Source organism: Thioalkalivibrio paradoxus ARh 1, from assembly GCF_000227685.2.
GTDB classification, from domain to species: Bacteria; Pseudomonadota; Gammaproteobacteria; order Ectothiorhodospirales; family Ectothiorhodospiraceae; genus Thioalkalivibrio; species Thioalkalivibrio paradoxus.
Window position 1 is genome coordinate 1,211,786 of record NZ_CP007029.1, and the last position, 15,091, is coordinate 1,226,876.

Sequence of the window (15,091 nt, forward strand, 5' to 3'; positions counted from 1 at the left end):
CCTGGCCGCTGCGTTCATCTGCTTCGACTGGGAAAGCTCCCAGCGCCAGCTCGTCCGACTTGGCTACCAGTAGTGATTAGCCTTGTGTACCCACACATGAGGCCGGATAGCTGTTCGTTCACAGGACATCCGTGTTCATCCGTGTCCATCCGTGGCTAACCCTCACTCCGTGATCGCCAGAGCAAAGAACCAAATCCGCCGCGTGCTGCCGAAAAACCGGTTTGCGCGCAGTGTGTCGGTGCTGGCTGGCGGTACAGCCGCGGGGCAGTTCATCGTAATTGCAGCATCTCCCGCCCTTACGCGCCTCTACAGCCCAGAAGACTTCGGGCTGCTGGCCGTCTTTTCGGCCCTGCTAGGCATCCTGGGCGTCATCGCCAGTCTGCGCTATCAGCTCGCCATCCCGTTGCCGGAAAGCGACGAGGAAGCGGCCCACGTGGTCGTCCTGGGCCTCATCATCGTGGCCGCCATGAGCCTGCTGGCCACTGTACTGGTGATTTTCTTCGCCCAGCCCATCGCCGACCTGTTCAACACTCCGGCTCTGGCGAGCTACCTCTGGCTGCTCCCCCTGGGCCTGCTGCTCGGCGGCATCTATGGGGTCTTCAGCTACTGGGCCATTCGCGTGAAAGCGTTCACGCCGATTGCCCGTACCAAGCTCACCCAGTCGATCACAATGGTTGGCGTTCAGTTGGGTGGTTACCTTCTGGGCCCCGTGGCCCTCATATTGGGCCAAGTCACCGGGCAAGCAGCGGGTGCTTCTAGCCTCGGTGCTCTCACGATCAGAAATCGATGGGCAGTGTTCAGAGCAATCCGTTGGCGCGATATACGCGCTGCCACCCGCCGCTATGTGCGGTTTCCCATTTATTCCACCTGGGGCGGGCTGTTCAACACCGCCGGTTCGCAGCTACCCCCCATCCTGTTTGCCATCCTGTTCAGTCCTGCTGCTGCCGGGATCTACATGATTGCCCACCGGGTGTTGGCCATGCCCATGTCCTTGATCGGCAAGGCCATCGCCGATGTCTTCCTCTCCAGTGCGGCCGAAGCACGACGCAATGGCACCCTGGCACCTTTGGTGGCGGACATCCACGCCAAGCTGGCCCATATCGCCATGCCACCGGCACTGATCCTCATACTGGCAGGGCCGGATCTCTTCGCCTTCGTGTTTGGCGCCGACTGGCGGCAGGCCGGGGAGTTTGCCCAGTGGATGGCACCCTGGGTGTATCTGGTCTTCATCACCTCTCCACTCAGCACCTTGTTCTCCGTGCTGGAAAAACAGGCACAAGGCATGCTGTTCCAGGGCATCCTGCTGGTCACACGCGGTGGCGGCCTCATCCTGGGGGCCTACCTGGGAGACATCATGCTGGCCGTGGCCCTTTTTGCCGGGGGCAGCGCCCTGTGTTGGCTGGGTTTCCTGGTCTGGATCATTCGCGCCTCGGGTAACCCCTGGAAGGCTCTCTGGCTTCCCACGTTCCATGCACTGGTGCTGGGCGCGCTGATCGTGACCCCTCTGGCCATGTTCTACAGCGTGCCCCATGACCTTGCCACTGGTTGGTTTGCGGCCATTCTCGCCACACTCCTGTTCACCGCTCTGCGCTACAGTGTTTTACTCAAACGAGCCTGGTAAATGGATCGCCTCAACCTTCACCTCACCCGTCCCGAATGGCAGTCTACGGAACGCACCTCATTGCACATGCGTGGCACGGCGTTTTTTGACAACAGACGGCTGCCTTTCGCCGAAGTCTCCACGCACCTACCTAACAACACGAACGATTTGGAAGCCTGGCAAGAGTTCCTGCTGAGCCTCAACGGATTCTTTGCGCTGATTTACCAAAGCCATTCCCACGTCATTGCCGCCGTGGACCGGGTTCGCAGCGTACCGCTTTATTTTGGGCAGGACGGCACAGAAGTCTACCTGAGTGATGATGCGGAGTGGATACGTCAGCATGTCGGAGACAACGAGGTGGATCCGGTCGCGCGTGAGGAATTTCAACTTGCGGGCTATGTGACGGGTGCTGACACACTATTTCCCAAAGTCAAACAACTTCAACCGGGCGAATTCCTAATAGCCACGAAAACCCTGAATGGCCTAGGATTGCAGGCGCGCCGTTATTATCGGTTCCTTCAAACCAAAACGGCTCACAGCGATGAGTCGGCGATGCGCACTGCATTGGATCGGGCAACCGAGGCTAGTATTCGCCGGCTAGTCGACTATGCCGACGACCGCCAGATCGTTATCCCGCTGAGCGGTGGATACGATTCGCGCTTGATTGCGTTGATGTTGAAACGCATCGGCTACGAAAATGTCGCGACCTTCACGTACGGGATGCAGGGGAATCGCGAGGCCAGATATGCAAAGCGCGTTGCCGAAGCTCTGGATCTGCCGTGGCAATTCGTGGAATATTCCCGGGACAAGTGGCGAAAAGCGTGGATTACTGACGAAAGACGAAAGTATCAGGCGGATGCATCTGGTTGGGCGAGTCTGCCCCACGTTCAAGACTGGTTGGCGGTTCGTGAGCTGAACCACCTCACGAGTATCGCGCCGGATTGTGTCTTCGTGCCCGGACACGGTCCAATGGCCATTTTGAGCCACTTAGGACACTTCACTGCCGCGAGCCGATCCAGCGATGTGCTGGACGCAGTTCTCAAAACGAAGTTCAATCTCGCACCGACGAATACAGAAAACCAACGTCTCGTTCGCGCTCGGGTCGCGGCGTTGCTGCAGGGTTGCGATGAAGAGAGGCTTGATGCTTGGGCGCTCTACAGCTACTTCGAATGGCAGGAGCGTCAGTCGAAATTCCTCGCAAATGCAGTTCGCGTCTACGAGTTTCATGATTACGATTGGTGGCTTCCTTTATGGGATGTCGCGTTCGTTGGATTTTGGGAGTCAGCGCCTTTGAGTATACGGCGTAATAAAAAGTGGTATTGCGATTACGTCGCAAGCCGGTATTCCGTTTTCGACCCTCAGGCAACGGACTTGGGGAACGCAAGTAAGACGCCTTCTGGGTTTTGGATCGCGGGCTTAAAAAGGCATGCTCCCAAGAGCTATGAACATATGAGGCGGAAGTGGTACAGCATATTGAAGGGGCGCCCCAAATCGGTGCTGGCGTCTGACGGTCGCTATGACGAATGCGAACAGCGACGGCTTCGCGCTCGCGGATTCTCTTCTAATGGCGTGGCCGCATATTTCTTTCTACGTGACGTGTTAGGGAGGAGCTTTGCGTAGCTGGATCCAAAAGACCGATAATTTTGGGAAGGCCCTGTCGTTCGTTCGGCGGAATCTGCTTTATGGGCCTCGTATTCAGCGGTGTACGGCCGTGCGGATAAACGGGTTCGTTTTCGCTGGGGTTACCAAGAAACGAGTTCCAGAGGCCATGGATTTCTATCGTTCGCTGCATCAAGGGGGGTCGATTGGGTGGGCCAGGAGGTTGGTCTATACCCTGTTGGCCGATCGTCTGTGTGTAGCGTGCGTCAACGAAGAGACCGCGGAGCTTTGTGGGGTAGGATTCTATTATTTTAATAGGAGAGATATCGACGAGGGCACGGTTCACGAGGGGTTTAGTGGAGTCAAGGAGAGTTTCCGGGGGAAGGGTTTGGGCACCTTGCTACGAAAGACGGCGATTGAGCATTTTGGGAGATCCGGCATCATGGGGGTTTCAAGTCGGGTCTCGGCCGACAACCAGCCATCACTTCGAAGTAATCTGAAGTTAGGGTTCAAGATTGTAGAAGTGTACTATGACAAAGGTCTTGAGAAAGAACGGTATTATTTGGTAAAGCGTTTCGATGAACGAACCAATTGAAAAAGTGTGTAAGGATCCAATGCTGCTGGAAGGCTGGGTTCGGTTCAATGAGAAGCAATGGGGCCTTCGAGCGCATTGGGTAGAACTTGGGCCAGCCAAGGGGAACGCTTGGTCATTGAGAACGGTGATGTACGAAAATCGGCGGGGAGTTCTAAAGACGCCGCCGCGGAATCCGTATCTCCCGATCGAGTTCACAAGTCAAGACGGGCGACGCGGTTCGGTTAACCGGCGTAAACGGGAGGCACTTGAGGGGTTGGCCCGTGTGATGGCCGGCTTTAGGTCCCAAGGTATTATTGCACTGGATCCGTGGGTAGAAGACGCCAGGCCGTTCCAGTGGAGGGGGCAGTTGGCGGAGCCTCGGTATACGTATCGTCTAGAGTTGCCGGGTTGGAAAGAGCAGGCTGACAAGAACGTGTTGCAGAAAGCACGAAAAGCTGAGCGTTTGGGCTATGTGGTGGAGCGGTCGACTGACTACCTTGCGGTGCAGAATTGCCTGGAGTCCGTCCAGGCGCGCAAGGGATTCGATCACCGGGTGGATGTGGCAGCGCTAGCGTCTGTGGCGGATTCGCTGGGTCCAGAGCATTTTGTGTGTTTCCTGGCGCGCGATAAGGCGGGCGAGCCAAAAGGAGCATGGGTTCGACTGTATATGCCGGGTGGTCGGGCTTTGGCCTGGTCAGCTGGGGTGAGAACCGAAGCGTTGAGGGATGGTGTGAATAATCTTCTTGGGGTATATGCAATTCAGTTTTTCGTAGAGGCCGAGTGCAAGAGTTTTGATTTTGTTGGGGCCAATATCCCTCCTGTTGCCGCCATGAAGGAGGCATGGGGTGGGCGGCTAGTGCCGAACTTCGTTGTTTATCCCCCAAGTTTTCGCGCTATTGGTAGGCTCTGTCAACGATGGATTCAGGCGAAAAGAAAATGAGCGGGGTTGGGTCGGTAGGCGGGTATATGGTATCTAGGGATTGGAAAACTGAAAAATGGCTTCGCTTATGTATTTTTTGTTAATGCCGGTGTTTTCTGATTTGCGATCATGTAATAAGGGCAGGCGCCTGATCGCAATCGGCTTAGTTGTGACGGCAAGAGTTTAAAGTCATGGGTCGAGATATGGGAAACGCAGTTATCCCGTGGCTGGAGCAGCTGCTGAAGGAACGGTTTTGCCCAGAGCTTCGACTTTCGACGGATTTGGGACGGGTGCGTTTGATGCTTTCGGGTTTGGAAGGGCGAATTCTATTTGATCGACGTAACGTCGCGTGCTTGGAAAACGGGTTGGGTTCCGGTTGCGAATCCTGGGACCCTGAAACGGAAGGTTGGGAGTCTGCGATTGGTCTCACGTTGCCTGCACCAGGGAATGCTAAGCTTGAGGGGCCGTTGATTGAGAGGGACAACAAAGGGTACGTCGTTCACTATGACATTTTGGGCTTAACTTACTGGATGCTGTCCCGGATTGAAGAAATCGGCCGTAGGGATCTCGACGCGCATGGACGCTTTCCTGCCACCGCATCCCATGCCTTTCGGCATGAGTATCTTGATCGGCCGATCGTAGACGAATGGATGCACATCCTTGGGCAAGTCATTGAGCGGCAATGGCCGCGGGTGAAGCTTAAGGAGAACATCTTCGAAGTAAAGGTCTCGCACGACGTTGACCGCCCGAGCCGGTATGCATTCGGCGGGCTGGGGCAGCTTGGCCGGCGGATCGCGGGAGATGTGGTCAAGCGGCGCGAACTGTCGAGCGCTGTTCGGGGTCCGCTGGTACGCTGGCGGACGCGTGACCGTCTGGACGAAGCCGACCCTTACAACAACTTCGAATGGATCATGGAAGTTTCTGAACGTTACGGGCTCGCGAGCGCGTTCTACTTCATTGCTGGCCGCACGGATCCGCGCAAGGACGGTGATTACGAGGTGGAGGACCCGGCGATCCGTCACCTGCTGCGCCGGATTCATACCCGAGGCCACGAGATCGGTCTTCATCCGAGCTATGCCACGTATCGCTCCGCCGACTTGGTCGCCCGGGAAGCAGATCGCCTTCGGCGGGTGTGTGCCGAGGAGGGAATCCGCCAAGAAAAATGGGGAGGGCGGATGCATTACCTTCGGTGGGAACAGCCGACGACCTTGCGTGCCTGGGAGGCTGCGGGTATGACCTATGACAGCACGATGACGTATGCGGATCACGCTGGCTTCCGTTGCGGGACGTGCTTCGAGTACCCCGCGTTCGACGCTGTCGCAGGGCAACCGCTGAATCTACGGATAAGGCCCCTGATCGCGATGGAGTGCTCGGTGCTTGGAGACCAATACATGGGGCTCAAGAAGTCCGACGCGCTGGATGAGTTTGCGAAGCTCAAGGAACGTTGCCGGGCTGTGCGAGGCGCGTTCTCTCTTCTATGGCATAACTCCGAGCTGCGCACGCCGGACGAGCGACTCCTGTACGAATCGGTGTTGAGCGTTTAGTGTGGGACTAATTGATGCGTGCACAAGAGTTGAAGAAACGTGAAGCTATCTAAAACCAAGCTTTTGGAGGCCCTAGCGGGGACCGGGTTTATCATATTGTTCCCTGGATTCCTCCTGTACCACTTGGGTGTTGCGTATCGAATTATTCCAGCATTCGCGGCCGGTCTATTCGGCTATGCCTCCGTCGCGTTCTTTGCGCTCTTCGTGTTTACGTTTCCGTTCCTCTGGAAGAGAGCCAAAGCCGCCCCGTTTTTCTGGCTCACAATCGTTTTTTTGGCCTATATCGTGGCACTGTCGGGTTTCTACTATTTTTTGGTTCCGGATGAATTGACACGGATAGCCGCAGTGCAGTCGTTTCAGACCGTCGTTTTCTGGGGTGCGCTGGTGTTCGTTGGATTCTTTCTGCCGTGGCGATCCCCGTGGCTGGCTTGGAGTCTGTTGGTGTTTGCCACCGCCCTTGTTTTGTACCTTGTGTTTTATGTAATCACTACAGGGGCCGTCATGTTCGATGCGCGACGCGTTTTAACGGGAGAGGGTGTAGCAAGCTACCAGGGATTCGCTCGGTCAGCGGTGGTGGTATTCCTGTTTCTCGTGGCGGTATATTCTGCGGCCCGCGCTCGGTTACTCCTTGTTGTCACTGGCGCTTTCGCTCTGTTCGTGCTTGGGGCACGTGCCGAGCTTTACGGGTTTTTGGCGGTGGTATTGATGTTCGCGTTGCTCCGGTCCTTGGCCAGCGTTAAGCAGCTTGTTGGGTTTTCTTTTGGGTTTTTCGTGATCGGCGTCGCCCTTTTCATGGGTGTCGAATATTGGGAGCAGAGTCGACAGTTTCACGTTTTGGATTTGGGCGCCGCAAGTTCTTGGATTGCAAGAATGGAACTCCAGGCGTTGGCTGTGGAACAGATTTTGGCGAGTCCGTTCGTCGGTGAGTTCGGCGGGCATGTGCGCTTCGACAGTGTGGGAGGCTATGCGCACAACGCGCTTTCCGCGTGGGTAAATTATGGATTTCTTGGATTCTTAATTTTCTCATATTTAACGTTCGCCGGCGCGTTGGGGTCCGGCCTGAAAATTTGGCGAGAGAAAACGGTGCCGGCGTATTGGGAACTGGCGTTTCTGTTTAACGCTTTTTCTCTGGTTCTCGTCGTGGTCGCAAAATCGGTTTTCTGGCCTGTCCCGGCATTGGGGTGGGCATTCTACGCGATGGCGCTAGTGCATGAGCGAGAGAAGAGGTCGGCAGATATGAAGGTGCCACTGACGCTGGAGCAACCAGTGGTAGAAACCACGGCGAGCACGCAGTTAGTGCGGCCCAGAGGGAATCGGCGATGGATTGGGGTGGCGGGATCATTTCGGCGATAGGAAGTAAACCGCCTCAGGAATTTCGGAGCCTCTTTCCTGTGAGAGGATCGGATAGAGCAATGAATACTGACGTACGATAGACCAGGTGTTCGGGTTCCGATCCTGGTGGTTGTGTGGCCCGGGTTTGCACACGGCTACGCCTCGAGATGAAAGAGCAGACACGAGCAACCACGCTCAGTACGGATGATCTGTGCGAAAGCCTGTGTTCTTCCGCGCCCCGTTTCACAGGTCGGATCCGTTACGCCTGAGAATATTGCAGAAGCAAGCCTTTGTCGCGGCTTTGAACAATACAAAACGGGCTATTGGTAAAGCCACTTTACAATGGCCTTGCGCCTACGCATCGGAGAGCGGGAGGTGGCATTTCCAACAGTCGCATTAGTAACTTACCAGCGATCCTTTCTTTAGGCGGTACCAATGATCTGTCACATGACCAATGTTCACCCACGCACGGACATCCGCATTCGGGTGAAAGAGGCTTCGTCGCTTGCGGAGACACTCGGGGTGCCAGTGTCCCTGTTCGTTCAGGATGGTCTTGGCGACGAAACAGACGAGAACGGCATGCGCGTCATCGACACCGGTCTCGTGAGCGGCGGGCGGCTGCGTAGGATGAGCGTGGGTGCGTGGCGGATGTACCGGGCGGTGCACAAGGCGCGCCCGAAAGTCGCGCACTTCCACGACCCAGAGCTGATTCCAGTGGGGCTGGCCCTGAAGTTGTCCGGCATCAAGGTGGTTTACGACATTCACGAGGATGTGCCCCGGCAGATCCAAAACAAGAAATATCTTCCGGCCCTGATCCGGCACCCGGTGGCTTGGACGGTGGAAGCGGTGGAATGGGTCGCGGCCCACATTTTCGACGGGTTGGTGCCCGCAACGCCGAGAATCGCAGAGCGGTTTCCGGCTGCAAAGACGGTGGTGGTGCAGAACTTTCCGTTGCTTTCGGAATGGCCGTCGGTCGTGGAGGCGAACTACGCCCAGCGACCGGAGCACGTCGCCTACGTCGGGGGGATTACCCGAAAGCGGGGTGCAGTGGAGATGATCCAGGCGCTGGAGGTGATCGCGGAGCGGCAACCGGTTCGTCTGCAGCTTGCGGGGGGCTTTCAACCCTCCGGCCTGGAGGTCGAGTTGAAGGCGCTTGCTGGTTGGCAGCATGTGGATTACCGGGGCTGGGCGTCAAGGCCAGAGGTCGCGCAGATGCTTGGTCAGGTTCGCGCTGGCCTGGTTGTGCTCCACCCGACGGCCAACTACCCCGATGCGTATCCCGTGAAGATGTTCGAATACATGGCCGCCGGTCTGCCGGTGATCGCTTCGGACTTCCCGTTGTGGCGGCAGATCGTGGACGGAGCTGGCTGCGGTTTGTTGGTCGATCCGCTGAATCCCAGGGCCATCGCTGAAGCCATGCAATGGTTGCTGGATCATCCCGAGGAGGCCGAGGCCATGGGGCGCCGCGGCCGCGAGGCGGTGGAACGGGTGTACCACTGGGAGCCGGAAGCAGAGAAGCTTCTCGACCTGTACCGCCGCCTGCTCGGCGGAGAAACCCGGGAGGTGATCGGATGATTCGGATCCTTACGGTGGTTGGCGCGCGCCCGCAGTTCATCAAGGCGGCCGTCGTATCACGTGCGATTTCCGTGCGTTCGGTGATAGAGGAGCAGATTCTCCACACGGGGCAGCATTTCGATATCGACATGTCGGCGCGGTTTTTCGAGGAACTCGAAATTCCCGAACCTGCGTTCAACCTCGGGATCGGCGGCGGATCCCACGGTCAGAATACCGGGCGCATGATCGAGGGAATCGAGCGGGTGCTGCTGGATCAGCGACCGGATTGGCTATTGGTCTACGGGGATACCGATTCGACCCTCGCCGGAGCGTTGGCAGCTGTGAAGCTGCATATCCCAGTGGCGCACGTCGAGGCGGGTTTGCGGTCGTTCAACCGGCGCATGCCCGAGGAGATAAACCGGGTGTTGACCGACCACGCGGCGACGCGGCTCTTCGCGCCCACAGCGGCGGCCGTGACCAACCCAAGGAACGAGGGAATTGAGAGCGATGCTGTGGAGCAGGTCGGCGACGTGATGTACGACGCGGCCTTGTTCTATGGCAAGAAGGCCGAGCGCGTGAGCTCGATCCTGCGCGATCTGAATCTAAACCCGAAAAGCTACGTTCTCGCGACGCTCCACCGGGCCGAAAACACCGACGATCCTGCGCGTCTCGAGGCTATTCTCGATGGGTTCCGCGCGAGCGGCCAGCGCATCATTCTGCCCCTCCACCCCCGCACGCACAGCCGGTTAACCCGCTTTGGCTTGGTATTGCCCGAGAACGTGCAGGGCATTCCGCCCGTTGGGTACCTGGATATGGTCCAACTGGAGCGGAATGCCATCCTGATCGCAACCGACTCGGGCGGCGTGCAGAAGGAAGCGTTCTTTCACCAAGTACCCTGCGTAACCCTTCGGGACGAGACCGAATGGGTGGAACTCGTCGAGGCGGGGTGGAACCGGCTGGCGCCGGCACTGAGCGGGTTGATCCCTGAGGCAATGGAGACCCGGTTGGGCAGCTCCGGATTGAACGTTTCACACTACGGGCAAGGGGACGCGGCTCGGTTGATTGCTGGTTCTTTGACTATCCCTCGGGGCTCTTGATCAGTGCCGCAAGGCGTCGGACTCACCATGACTCAAAAACAGACTGGGGCGGTGCGCACCAAGCACGTATGGGTGCTCAACCACTACGCGCGTGGGCCATCGGAAAGCGGCGGGACCCGTCATTTCCATCTGGCCCAGAAGCTTGTTCCTCTGGGTTGGGTGGCGACCGTATTTACCGCCAGTGTCAATCGAGATGATATACGGCAGACGGTTGCCCGAAATGAGGGATACCGGGATGAGCAAATTGAGGGAGTGTCGTTCCGGCGCATCCGCACGCCGGCATACCAAGGTAACGGGATTGGCCGAATCAAGAATATGCTGGCCTATTTTGGGCGGATGCTTTTGCCCCGATATACGCGAGGAATTCCGGATCCCGAAGTAGTCGTCGGCTCTAGCGTGCACCCGTTTGCCGCAGTCGCTGCAGCGCTATTGGCGCGGCGTCATAGAGTCCCTTTCGTGTTCGAGGTGCGTGATCTCTGGCCGCAGACATTGATCGAGATGGGACGGTTAAGAGAAGGGAGCGCTGTCACTTGGCTGATGCGGCGGTTGGAGCTATGGTTGTATCGGTCTGCGGACCGAATCGTGGTTTTGTTGCCGAAGGCGGTTGAGTACATTGCGCCACTCGGGATCCCAGAAGATCGTGTAAATTGGATCCCGAATGGGGTTGACCTGACGCTGTACTCTCGAAACCGCCCCCCCCGGGGTCCTTCTTGCCAACCCTTTACTTTCATGTACTTCGGGGCTCATGGACAAGCGAACGGTCTCGAGACGTTGATCGAGGCCATGGGGATTCTGAAGAGAAGGGGGCGAGCCGATGCGGTACAGCTGCGAATGATTGGTGGGGGTGGCTTGAAGCCGACACTCATCGAGATGAGCCAACAGCTTGGGTTGAGCAATATTTCTTTTGAGTCGAGAGTCGAAAAAAGAGAGATTCCAAATCTGGCGGCGCAGGCGGACGCGTTCGTTATTACCGTAAGGGCGCTTCCCGGTCTCTATCGGTATGGGATAAGCATGAACAAGCTGTTCGATTACTTGGCGGCTGGTCGTCCAATTGTCATCTCGCTGAGCGCAGCGAACAATCCGGTTGCCGAGGCGGGTGCGGGGCTTACCGCAGAGCCCGACGATCCAGTGTCCTTGGCTGATGCAATGGAGAAACTAGTCGCGCTTCCCGCCGAGGAGCGATCGGCAATGGGCGAGTCGGCCCGCAAGTACGTTTCGGAAAACCATCGATTCGAAGTCTTGGCTAAGCGTTTTGCCGACATTCTTGATGATGTGGTTGCCGAGCGCAGTCGGGAGAGTCGTGCGCTCGGGCCGAGGTTCTGGCGGTGAGATGTGGCCGTCGCTTGGGAAACGGCGGACAGTGCGATTTGGTATGGAGGATTGCAAAAGTGCCCGCGCTTTGGCTGCACTTTCGAATAAGCCTATGGCGGGGATTAGACCGCCCCAAGGCCGCGAGTACTTATGCGAGTCTCTATAAGGCTATGTGCTTTAGTGGGTGGATATCCCACCTGGGTAACCGCTAGCCACGCGCCCAGTATCGAGCCTTGCTGTGCGTCTGGTAACAGCCGTGTAGATGCGTAGGGGTCTCAAGACAATGCAAACAGTTCTTGTAACCGATGCGTTTGTACGCTCGTCCTACGCCGCCCTGCGGAACCTGACCGACCACGGCATCAGGGTGAGCGTGGCGGACCGTCGCCGCCTGGGCATGTGTCAGGCGTCGCGCCGCAAGGCGCGTTTTGCGCGGTACCGATCGCATTACGCGGACGAGGCGGGTTTCGTCGCGGACGTGGCCGCGATTTGCCAAGCGCATTCGATTGGGCTGGTGCTCCCCTCACACAACGAAACCGAGATCCTGGCCAAGCATCGTGAACGACTGCCACCGGGGCTGGATGCATTGATTCCGGATGCCGGGCACTGCGCGCTGTTCAACGACAAGGCGCGGGGCTACGAGTTGGCGCGGTCCTGCCAAGTGCCGGTTCCGCTGCGTGTACCGTACTCGAATGCCGATGAATTGGCTAAGAGGCTTCGCGAGCAGGGGTTTGAGCGTTGCGTGATCAAGCTCCGCACCGGGAACAGCGCCAAAGGTGTGTTCTATGCTCACTCGCCCGCCGAGGCGGCGGACATGGTGCGGCGGCTGGTGCGGGAATTCGACTTGCCTGCCGATCGCCTGCCGCAGGTGGAGGAACATGTTTTCGGCGAGGGCTGGGGCTGTTCGGTGCTCTACTGGAAAGGGAGCCGGGTGGCCATGTTCACGCATCGTCGTGTTCGCGAAAAGATCGCGACCGGCGGCACCAGCACGCTGCGCGAGGCGGTGGCGAACGCGGGCCTCGAACAAGCGGCGCAGCGGATCTTCGATGCGATCGGCTGGCACGGGCTGGCCATGAGCGAGTGGAAGGTGTGTCCCGCCACGGGACGCTTTTGGTTCGTTGAAGTGAACCCGCGGATGTGGGGGTCGATCGCGCTGCCGATCAGCGCCGGAGTGGAATTCCCGTATCTCGCATGGCTGTGTGCGGTAGAAGGCGAAGAAGTGGCGCGCGCGTATCAGGAAAAGGCGGCGGTGCGGCTGCCGTGGCGGAGCCGCTGGCTGCTGGGGGATCTCGCCGTGGGCGCGCGGCAGGTATTGTCCGGCCAGTTGTGCGACGCCTACCGCACGCTGTTTCAGGCGCGCGCCGACGCGCTGGACGACTTCTTCTGGGACGATCCGCTGGTGTTCCTGGGCGAGGTGGGCGTGTACCTGGAGAATGCGATCCGGGGGCGGAGCCTCAACCCGGTGGAGAAGGGGATGATCGGGTAGCGGACGTCGTGCTGAGCACGGATCCTCCGAAAGAACGGTCACTCACGAACTCTGTCCGTCATTGCGAGCGTAGCGTGGCAATCCAAGCAGCGCGGGCAACATCGGCGCGGAATGGATTGCCGCGCCCCGCCACCCGCCACGCTGCGCTCGCGGCTAAAGGCTGCGCGCGCGGCTGAAGGCCGCTGTTCGCGATGACGTCCTGCATGGTCTTTTCTGGTCTGCGGGGCATCCGTGGTAGTCAGGGTGGACGTGGTGCTGCTCGACTTCGACGGAACGATCACGCGCCGCGATACCACGCGGGTGCTGGTGTTTGCGTTGCTCCGGGTCGGCGGGCGTGGCGGGTCTTCTCGGTGCTGGTGCCGCTGTTGCGGCTGGCGGTGGGCGGGAACGAAGAACGAATCCCGCGCGCCAAGGACCGCTGCGTGGCTGGGTCGCTGCGGGGATTGTCCGACGAACAGGTGCGGCCGACCCTGCAACGCTACCGCAACGACGTGGTGCCACTGATTCGGCCTGAGCTCGCCGATCTGATGCGCGAGCGGGCTGCGGCCGGGCAAACCGTGCTGGTAGTGACCGCCTCGGCGGAACTCGCGGTGCGCGAAGCGCTGCGGGATTTCCCGGTGACGGTGCTGGGCACGCGGTTCGCGGCGCGGGACGGGCGCTTTACCGGGGCGGTCGAGGGTGCGGGCTGCTACGGGGCCGCGAAGGTACCGCGGACTCATGCTTGGGTGAACAGGCAGCCGGCCCCGCCGCGGTTCGTGGAAGCCTGGTCGGATGCGTTGAGCGACCTCCCCATGCTGGAACTCGCGGAGAAACGCGTTTGGGTGTGCCGCGAGGCGCAGGTGGCGCGTATCCGTGAGCGTGACCCGCAGGGCGAGATTGTGTGGGGTAGGGTGTGGGGTGGTGAGCCCGTCACCGACTGCGAGGAGCCTGTACTCCCTCCGTCACCGCGAGCCCCTGTCATTGCGAGGCCGGAGGCCGTGGCAAAGGCCGCGGCAAACTGGCGCGGCAGCCCACGCGCCGGCTGGATCGCCACGGGGCTTCGCCCCTCGCGATGACGGTGGGGGCTTTGTGGCCGTCACTGCGAGGCCCTGTCATTGCAATGACAGGGCCTCGCGATAACGTTTCTGTGAGCTGACGCATGCTCGACACCCTCAAACCCCTCGTCGGCGCCTTCGCGGCGCCGTTGGCGCTGGCGACGCTGCTCGTGCTGTTGGCCGCGCTGGCGCTGTGGCGGGGCCGGCGTGTGCTCGGGCGTCTGCTGCTGGTGCTGGGCCTGTTGCTGATCTTCCTGTCGTCCTGGGCCCCGGTCGCGAACCGCCTGTTGGCGCCGTTGGAGGGCGCCTATCCGCCGGTGTGGGATCCGCGCGATCAGGGGGACGTGACTGCGGTGGTGGTGCTCGGTGCCGGGTGGGAGCCTGATTTCGATGCTCCTGCCTCGATCCGGCTAAGCACCCGTTCGTCGGTGCGCCTGATGGAGGGGCTGCGCCTGCTCGAGGCGCTGCCGGACGCGCGTTTGCTGGTGAGCGGCGCGAGCCGGGACGCGACGCGCCTGCCGGTGGCGCTGGGCTACGCGCAGGCGGCGCAGGCGCTGGGGGTGGAGCCCGCGCGCCTCGTGGTGCTGGATACCCCGGTCGACACCGCGCAGGAGGCCTACGCGGTGCGGGCGGTGCTGGCGGACGGCGAGCGCTTCTTCCTGGTGACGTCGGCGTCGCACATGCCACGCGCGGTGCGCCATTTCGAGCGCGCGGGACTGGAACCGATTCCGGCGCCGACGGGATTCAAGACGGGCAGGGAGCGGGTGCGCACGCTGGGGTACTGGTTGCCGTCGGCCGGAAACCTGCGTAAGACCGAGCGGGCCGTTCACGAGACGCTGGGCCTGCTCGCGCTGGAACTCGATCACCGCGGGCGGTAGGCGCGCGCCACGGGTGTCGGCGTTGGCCGCATTCCGGGTGACGGGGAGCGCCGCCCGGTCACGCGTTCGTCCCCCGGTTCGTCGACGGGCGGCGGGTCGGCTACCGCAATGGGCGTTTGTGCAAGCCCCGCGGAAGCCGTCCGCTGCGCGCGTTCGCGAGCGGGCT

At 59.8% G+C, this 15,091-nt stretch carries 12 protein-coding genes; all 12 read left to right on the forward strand.

Annotated elements, in window-relative coordinates:
• The first annotated feature begins 169 nt into the window (after positions 1 to 169).
• The 12 genes from THITH_RS05580 to THITH_RS05630 all read left to right on the forward strand — a co-directional run bounded on the left by THITH_RS05580 (position 170) and on the right by THITH_RS05630 (position 14,925).
• Entirely contained in the window at positions 170 to 1,621 is a 1,452-nt protein-coding gene (locus tag THITH_RS05580; protein ID WP_232222256.1) for an oligosaccharide flippase family protein, read from the forward strand.
• Entirely contained in the window at positions 1,622 to 3,220 is a 1,599-nt protein-coding gene (locus tag THITH_RS05585; protein WP_006749159.1) for an asparagine synthase-related protein, read from the forward strand.
• Positions 3,221 to 3,368: 148 nt separating this feature from the next.
• Positions 3,369 to 3,794 (forward strand): GNAT family N-acetyltransferase, encoded by a 426-nt coding sequence (locus THITH_RS19695; protein ID WP_006749160.1) that lies wholly within the window; start codon positions 3,369 to 3,371, stop codon positions 3,792 to 3,794.
• Positions 3,778 to 4,713, forward strand: a complete 936-nt coding sequence (locus THITH_RS17725; protein WP_156925494.1) for a GNAT family N-acetyltransferase — start codon at positions 3,778 to 3,780, stop codon at positions 4,711 to 4,713. The genes THITH_RS19695 and THITH_RS17725 overlap by 17 nt, the downstream gene beginning before the upstream one ends.
• Positions 4,714 to 4,895: 182 nt before the next feature.
• Entirely contained in the window at positions 4,896 to 6,236 is a 1,341-nt protein-coding gene (locus THITH_RS05595) for a polysaccharide deacetylase family protein (protein WP_041483400.1), read from the forward strand.
• Positions 6,237 to 6,275: 39 nt separating this feature from the next.
• Entirely contained in the window at positions 6,276 to 7,589 is a 1,314-nt protein-coding gene (locus THITH_RS05600; RefSeq protein WP_006749163.1) for a hypothetical protein, read from the forward strand.
• Between the two features lie 426 nt (positions 7,590 to 8,015).
• Positions 8,016 to 9,143, forward strand: a complete 1,128-nt coding sequence (locus THITH_RS05605; protein ID WP_232222257.1) for a glycosyltransferase family 4 protein — start codon at positions 8,016 to 8,018, stop codon at positions 9,141 to 9,143.
• A complete protein-coding gene (gene wecB, locus THITH_RS05610) occupies positions 9,140 to 10,219 on the forward strand; it encodes a non-hydrolyzing UDP-N-acetylglucosamine 2-epimerase (protein ID WP_006749165.1) in 1,080 nt (359 codons plus the stop codon). The genes THITH_RS05605 and wecB overlap by 4 nt, the downstream gene beginning before the upstream one ends.
• 27 nt (positions 10,220 to 10,246) lie before the next feature.
• Complete coding sequence (locus THITH_RS05615; RefSeq protein WP_006749166.1) at positions 10,247 to 11,548, forward strand: glycosyltransferase family 4 protein; 1,302 nt, start codon at positions 10,247 to 10,249, stop codon at positions 11,546 to 11,548.
• A gap of 244 nt (positions 11,549 to 11,792) precedes the next feature.
• Positions 11,793 to 13,013 (forward strand): carboxylate--amine ligase, encoded by a 1,221-nt coding sequence (locus tag THITH_RS05620; protein WP_156925495.1) that lies wholly within the window; start codon positions 11,793 to 11,795, stop codon positions 13,011 to 13,013.
• A gap of 350 nt (positions 13,014 to 13,363) precedes the next feature.
• Positions 13,364 to 14,068: a haloacid dehalogenase-like hydrolase gene (locus THITH_RS05625; RefSeq protein ID WP_006749168.1), complete on the forward strand. Its 705-nt coding sequence runs from the start codon at positions 13,364 to 13,366 to the stop codon at positions 14,066 to 14,068.
• Between the two features lie 83 nt (positions 14,069 to 14,151).
• On the forward strand, positions 14,152 to 14,925 hold the full coding sequence (locus THITH_RS05630; RefSeq protein WP_006749169.1) for an ElyC/SanA/YdcF family protein: 774 nt from the start codon (positions 14,152 to 14,154) through the stop codon (positions 14,923 to 14,925).
• The last annotated feature ends 166 nt before the right edge of the window (positions 14,926 to 15,091 follow it).